The following is an 848-nucleotide window of genomic DNA, read 5'->3' as shown; positions in this document are numbered from 1 at the left end:
GTGTCTTCGGCAACGATCCCGTCTGCCGGTTCGTTACGTTCCATCCGCCGCAGGCGGAAAAACGCCCACAAGGCATACCCCACGGCAAAGAGGGGCAGCAGCCACAACGCCCCGTTCATCGCTCCTCCGCTTTGGGTTGCCGGGAGGCCACGGCCTCACGCTCCTCGAAAAGCCGCTCGATGGTTTCCCGGTTATCGTCCAGGTGCGCCTTGAGAACCTTGTCCACGTAGGCCGTGATCGTCACGTCGCCACGACCGATGACACGGGTGATCTCGCGGATACGCTCGTGATACGACGGACGTATCTTCACGTGCTTGTTACCGGCGAAAGGCAGCCGCAGCAGGCAGATGTAACGGGCCAGGTACTCGGCCTCGGGGGTGGGGACAGTCCCCACGGCGACCTCCCCCGAAGGGCCGTCGGGGACGATAAGGGTTTTCATCCTGCGCCGGTAGCGGCACACGCGGAAGATGAAGGGCACGGCGACGCAAAGGACGGCCGCCAGGATAACAGATAAAATAATTGCTTTGTCTGACATGATGGATTGTTTTTAATGGGTTGTAAATATTGGGTTCATAACTAAAAAATATCGGAGTTCCGTTTCTTGTAGAGTTCCGAAATTTCCTCCTGATAGGTCGCGAAATGCTGCTCCAGCACATTGTCCAGGTAGCTATACAGCGAGAGTTCGTTCTTACCGATAACCTGCACTATCCGGGTTATACGCTCGTGAAACTCCTTGCGGATATACACCGTTTTGCCGCTTCGGGTATTGGAGGGGGCGTTCCGGATAAAAAGACGCTCGTAATCCTGGCCTTTCCCTCTTCGGCGGCGTCCCTCCTCTTTCGTAGCCG

The 848-nt window shown here is 56.8% G+C and carries 2 protein-coding genes; both read right to left on the bottom strand.

The features are described from left to right. Window positions 1–115: 115 nt before the first annotated feature. A complete protein-coding gene (locus ACESTR_RS16280) occupies window positions 116–535 on the bottom strand; it encodes a DUF3408 domain-containing protein (protein ID WP_004295458.1) in 420 nt (139 codons plus the stop codon). 41 nt (window positions 536–576) lie between these two features. After that, window positions 577–848, bottom strand: a 272-nt coding sequence (locus tag ACESTR_RS16275; RefSeq protein WP_368186001.1) for a DUF3408 domain-containing protein, incomplete at its 5' end; no start/stop codon positions are given.

Origin of the sequence: Alistipes sp. DJF_B185, from assembly GCF_964250025.1 — a bacterium.
In the GTDB taxonomy this organism is placed as follows: Bacteria; Bacteroidota; Bacteroidia; order Bacteroidales; family Rikenellaceae; genus Alistipes; species Alistipes finegoldii.
This window is presented reverse-complemented; position numbering and strand designations above follow the sequence as displayed.